The 6,138-nt window shown below is 67.7% G+C and carries 3 protein-coding genes; all 3 read left to right on the top strand.

What is annotated here, in order from left to right; genetic code table 11:
- The first annotated feature begins 187 nt into the window (after positions 1 to 187).
- Positions 188 to 2,902 (top strand): large repetitive protein, encoded by a 2,715-nt coding sequence (locus AVL48_RS23030; RefSeq protein WP_244162678.1) that lies wholly within the window; start codon positions 188 to 190, stop codon positions 2,900 to 2,902.
- A 363-nt stretch (positions 2,903 to 3,265) separates the two neighbouring features.
- Complete coding sequence (locus AVL48_RS23035) at positions 3,266 to 3,592, top strand: hypothetical protein (RefSeq protein WP_061990319.1); 327 nt, start codon at positions 3,266 to 3,268, stop codon at positions 3,590 to 3,592.
- 126 nt (positions 3,593 to 3,718) lie between these two features.
- On the top strand, positions 3,719 to 6,138 hold a 2,420-nt coding region (locus AVL48_RS39115), incomplete at its 3' end, for a WXG100-like domain-containing protein (RefSeq protein WP_156515774.1).

The following is a 6,138-nucleotide window of genomic DNA, read 5'->3' on the forward strand; positions in this document are numbered from 1 at the left end:
CGACGTAATCACCACCTGACCAAACGCCGGAAAGGAACCGGGCGGTCCGCGCAAGTCTGCGTCTGTCGACCTCGGTGCTGGCTGTCCAGATAGGGATTCTCACATGTCCGCTCCTCAAGGTAAGCCTCCGACGGTCGGCCAGTACCCCACAGCTCCGCCCTCGCTCGATCCTTCCTCATTCCCCACGTTGGCCTCGTTCGAAGCCGCCGTCAGTGACCTGGTCAACGCTCCGGAAGGTTCGATCAGCACCGCGTGGTACAACCTGGAGAAGGACATGAAGATGGCCGAGCTCGCGCTCGCCGCCGTCAACGAGAAGTTCGCCAAGCAGATCAAAGCCGTCAGGGATGCTTTGGAAGGCGAGACCGGCGAGTCGTTCGCGAAATACGCCACCGCGGTCCTGAACACCAGTGACGAAGTCTATGACACGATAACCGGCAAGCAGTTCAGCACGAACATGGGGAACATCGGTCGTGCCACCCAGGCTTTCGTGACCACTTACTGGCAACTCCAGAAAATCGGGAAGCAGGTCTACGACCAGCGGGTCGCCGCGCTTCAGGCCGATGCCCAGAGGAAGATCCAGGCCGCCACCACCGAAACCGCGGCCGCGGCGATCGTGGCGCAGCTGCCGGGCGCGTTGCTGGAGATCAAAACGTCATCGGACGGCGCGTTGCTGAAGGATCTGCAGAATGCCTTGGGCACTCTGGGAACCGCGTACAACGCCCGTGGCGCGGACCTGGTCCCGCTGTACATCTCCGATGGCGACACGACCACCGCGGCGCCCGGGAACAGCTACCAGGCACAGACCAGGAACAATCAGCAGAAGCCGGACACTCCCGAGCTCCTGGAGCCGTCGTACAACGAGCAGCGCGCGGATTACTCGGTGGCGGAGGGCGAACAGCAACCCGGCCAGGACGGGCAGGGAGGTCAGCAGCCGGGCTACGCGGCGGACAGCGCCGGGGCATTGAAGCCCACCGAAAGCGCGATTCCCAGTTCGCTCGACACGGGGACCGCTCCCGGAAACGAGAAGAACGGTGGGCTCGACGGGACGGGTGGCGCGACCACTCCGCCTGCCGGTGACGGAATGACGCCCGAGGCGAAAGCGGCTCTGGGGGACGCGAAGAGGGCCGCCGGCGACGCGATCGACGGTCTGGCCGCGAAGACGGACGATCCCGCGCGCAAGGAGGCGTTGCAGGACGCGAAGGAAGCGGCTCAGGGAGCCATCGACGGCCTGACGGGCGGGGCGCCGGGCGAATCGGCGGACGGAGCGCCAGGCGAATCGGCGGACGGATCGGCCGGCGAAGCGGCGGGCAGCCCGGGAGGAGCCGGTGGATCGCTGGATCCGAGCGCGGGTACGAGCCCGGGTACGGGTATGGGCGGAGGGCTCACTCCGTCGATGCCCGGCCTGGCGGACGCGAAGAAGGCCGCAGGCAAGGCTATCGACGAACTGGGCAAGAAAACCGACGACCCCAAGCGAAAGCAGGCGCTGGACGACGCGAAGAAGGCTGCAGAAGACGCCATCGACGGGCTCACCAGCCCGACGGCGCCCGGTGACCTCACCGGCGGTCCGGGCGGACCCGCCGCCGACGACGCGAAAGAAGCAGCCAACGGCGCGATCGACGGTCTCGCGAAGCCCGATGATTCCGCAACTCGTCAGCAAGCGCTCGAGGATGCGAAGAAGGCCGCGTCGGACGCGGTGGATGGCGTCCTCGGCGGAGACGGTACCGCCGCGGGCAGTGGATCGGAAGCGCAGGACGCGGCGGGGAAGGCGATCGACGACCTCATCGGCCAGACCGACGATCCGGAGCGCAAGGCGGCTCTCGAAGAGGCCAAGGACGCGGCGAGCGACGCGATCGACAAGCTGACGCCGGATCTGGGTGATGCCATGCAGGCGGCGGGAGACGCCATCGGTGAGCTGGCGCAGCCGGGGGATTCGGAGGCCCGTCAGCAGGCACTGGAGGATGCGAAGAAGGCCGCGTCGGACGCGGTGGATGGCGTTCTGGCTCAGGAGGGGGCCGACCCTGAGGCCCAGGCCGAGCGTGCGCAGTTGCTCGACGCGAAGGAGGCGGCGGGCAAGGCGATCGACGACCTCATCGGCCAGACCGACGATCCCGAGCGCAAGGAAGCCCTCGAGGACGCCAAGGGCGCGATGAGTTCCGCGATCGACAAGATGGCTGCTCCGGAGCATTTCCAGCAGGTGCAGGACGCGAAACTCGCGGCGGAAAAGGCGATCGACGGCCTCGGCACGTCGAGCGACGATCCTCAGCGGCGAGAAGCGTTGGAAGCCGCGAAGTCGGCCGCGAACGACGCGATAGACCGGATCAACGACTCGCCCGACCTCACCGGGCCCGAACACGACCAGGCACTGGCGCAGGCGAGGGAAGACGCGACGAAGGCGATCGACGCGCTCGCGCAGCCGGACGACACACCCGCCGAGCGTCAGGAACTCGCCGACGCGAAGGCGGCCGCGAGCAAGGCCATCGACGCCATCGGCGGCAGTGCAGGCGGCAGTGGCGGCGGCAGTGCGATGCACGACTTCCTGCAGCCTGCCACGTCGGCGGGCGGGGACGTCGGCGGTGGCGCCGGTGGATCCGGTGGCGGCACGGGACCGGCACCGGCGACCGCGGGTGGGCCGTCCGCGGGCAAGTTCGACACCCAGCCCCTCACCGCCGGTGCGCCGGTGACCACGCAAGGCGGCCCGGCCCCGGCAGGCGCACCCGGTGGCGCCGGCGCGGGGCAGCAGGGTATGCCGATGACCCCGATGGGGCCGATGGGCGGCGGCATGGGTGGCGGCGCCGGTGGACAGGGCGAGAAGGAACGGGAACCGCAGGTCTGGGTCCAGGCCGACCAGGGCGCCTGGGGCGAGAACGACGACTCGCAAAGCCACGTCCTCGGCAAGAACTGATCCACACTCGCCTTCACGGACCTCCTGGCTTGAGGTCGACGGCGACGTTCGTGTGAAGTACATGATGGCCCCCTTCCTCGCGTCTAGCGCAAGGAAGGGGGCCATCATGTACTTTCACGACCCGACCGCTGCCCGCTTCCGCCATGTCCTTTGTGGACATCGCTACGGGCGCGCCACGTCTGATTCCGGGGAGGTAAGGGCAACAAGAACAGGAAAAAGACCCCTGGTCGCGTTTTCCGTTGGCACTAGGCCGAACGTGTGTAACCGTGGTCTGTATCCACCCTTCGTGCCTTCGGTCGAGGAAGTGGTGGCCGCGGTCCGGACAGGGCGCGACAGTGATGCAACCGAGAGCCGAGGACGGAAATGGCCGAGACGTTCCGGCTGGACCCCGAAGAGGCGTCCGCCGCCGCCGCTCGACTGGGTGCGCTGGGGGAGCGATTGAAGGACTCCCTGCGGGCACTCGAGAGCACCCTCGACGATCGCCATGGGTGCTGGGGGCAAGACGACATCGGCGAGGCCTTCGCCAAGAACTACGTGGGTCCCGCGGAAAAGACCCGTGAAGGCGCCCACATGGCAGGCGACGGCACCGTCCAGTTGAAGGACGGCATCAACAAGAACGTCTCGGTGCTGCGGAACCTGGATCAGAAAAGCGCTGCGCGGATTGACGCGTCCAGTGGACAGAACGGCTGATTTCACACCGGCGACTGAACAGACGGTCTCGGTCCGGGTGTGGATGGTGAGCCGGTCGAGTAAGAGGCGTTCAGGGGAGTTGGGGTGAGGGAGAGCTCAGGCGCCGGTGGTGGTGGTCAGCGGCCGATGAACGGCGCGGACGAGACCACGCATTTGCCGGCGAGCCTCCAGCACTTCTTCAAGGTCGTTCTCGGTATGGAGTGGCCGGAGGGCAGCGAGGGCGGGCTGAAGGCGATCAGTCACGCGTGGTCGCAGTTTTCCGACGACGTCGACGCGGTTCTCGATGAGTTGCCTTCGGTGGCCGGTCAGCTTGATCGCTCGTTCGATGGTGTGACGGCTTCCAGGATTCTGGGCTTCGTGCGGGGTGATCTGGCCGCGGGCTTGGGTCAGTTGAGGGATCAGGCGGCGGCTTTCGAGAAACAGGCCAAGAACGCCGCGGCGGATATCCAGAAGAACAAGATCATGTTGATCGTTTTCGCGGCGATGACGCTCGCGGCGATCATCCAGCTGCTGTCGACGTTGATCGGCGCGGTCTTCATTCCGGTGGTGCAGCTGGCCGCCCGCATCACCATTCAGGGGATTCTGCAGCTGCTGAAGGCCAAACTGGGACAGCTCACCGTTCAGCAGGTGGGTAGCCAGTTGTGGAAGCTGTCCTCGACGATCGCGAAGTGGGCGGCGGGCGGCGCGGCGCTCATGGTGGGGGTGGACGGCGGTATCCAGGGCGGTCAGATCGCGGCGGGCGATCGGGACGGGTGGGATACCGAGTCGTTGAAGGGGTCGGCGATCGGTGGGGCGATCGGTGGCGCGGCGGCCGGTGTTTTCCATGGTGTGGCCCGGGGAGCCGGCAATTTCTTCTCGAAGGAGATCCGGCATCAGTTGCCCAGGGGTTGGCAGAAGACGTTCGATCTCGCGGGCCCGTCGGCGTATGCGCTGGGGCAGGTCGCGATGGTCGCGTTCAGCAATCCGGTGGTGTTCATCGCGCTCAAGGACGACAAGGGCGTCATGTGGGAGGGAGTACTGGGTGCGCTGTCCGGGCCGGGCGGTAACGGCAGGGGAGGCGGCGTCACCGGTCCTGATGCGATGGTCCTGGGTCAGTCTTTTCTGGATAACCTCGAAAGGCTGGGTTTGGGGTGGCTGAAGCCGGCGGCGGAGACTGGGAAGCCGGAGACCGTCAGCGGCGAGGGCGGTCAGGAGCGCGGAGTTGAGCTTCCGCCGCCGTATGACGAGGCGGCGGGGGAGCCGCCACCTCATGTGGAGAAGCCGGACAAGCTGGTCATTCCCCAGGCGGTGTCGACACCAGAGACCGGTGTGTCCGGGAAAGACGGCTCCGCGGGCACGGTGCGGGACATCTCGTCGAGGAATGGTCCGATGGGGACGGTGTTCGGCTCGGAGGCTCCTGCACGGCAGGTGATCCCGACCGAGAGCGCGCCCACTCTACGCGAGTTTCTTGCCGGGGACGAGAAGTCCGCCGTGTCGGAAGGCAGACAGGAACGGACGGCGGATTCCTCCCGAACGTCGGTGGCGCCTGACGGGCAGTCGATCACCGCTGTGACCGGTCAGGCCACCGCGGAGGCTCGCGGAGAGCCAGCGACGGCATCGAGTGACCGGCAGGTGGACTCGGGACAACGACCTGTCTCCGGTGAAGTAAAGGCGGGCGGCGGCTTTCGCGGCGACGCCGACCCGGCGATGAGTGGTCGGCAGCAGACGGCCGACACAGCACGACCATCGACGGAATCCGGCGACCTGTCGAGTGGGGTCGCGAACACACAACTTCCGACTCACGGGCAAGGTCAGTCCCCGGCGCCAGCCCACGGTCAATCCCAGGACCCGCCTCAGGTCCAGGCACCGGTCGAGGGGCAATCTCAACTCCAGTCCCAGAGCCAAGGCCAGGCTCAGCCGCAAACCCAGACTCAGCCTCAGCCGCAAACCCAGACCAAGGCCCAGACCCAGCCGCAAACCCAGGCCCAGACCCAGCCTGGCGCGAGTTCGCGGGTGGAGTCGACGGCGTCCGCCCGGCAGCCGGAGTCGCCGGTGCAGCCGGTTCGCTCGGAAGTGTTGTCGGAAGGTCGGCCGCAGACCCAGTCGCGACCGGGCGGCGAGGTGTCGTCCCCCATGCGGACGCCGGACCAGCAGGCTCCGTCGTCATCCCAGAGAACCGCGCCTGATCGAGTGGCTGCGAAAGCCTCCGGCATCGTGCCGCCGTCCGATCGTGCGGTGACGACCGCGGATGGCGCCCGGCATTCGCGCCCGGAGTCACCGCTGAACCGGTCCGGTACGGGCGGTGAGCAGCCGACTGCTGCGAAGCCCGCCGCACCGCTGTCGTCGCGGGAGGGCGCGCGTCCGGCGCCGGAGGCGACCATGCCCCGGACGGTCTCCGGTACGCGGCCCGCCACGTCCGAAGCCGTCCTTTCGCCCGAGCCCACCCGACCGTCCACTTCGGACCCGGAGACTTCGCGGTATCCCGTGCGCCCGGCCGCCGCCGCGGAAGTGGCGACCGCCGGGCCGGTGGGGTCTGTCGGGGATCCGGTGTCGTTGGTGGATGTGGT

The sequence above is a fragment of the Amycolatopsis regifaucium genome (assembly GCF_001613935.1).
In the GTDB taxonomy this organism is placed as follows: domain Bacteria; phylum Actinomycetota; class Actinomycetes; order Mycobacteriales; family Pseudonocardiaceae; genus Amycolatopsis; species Amycolatopsis regifaucium.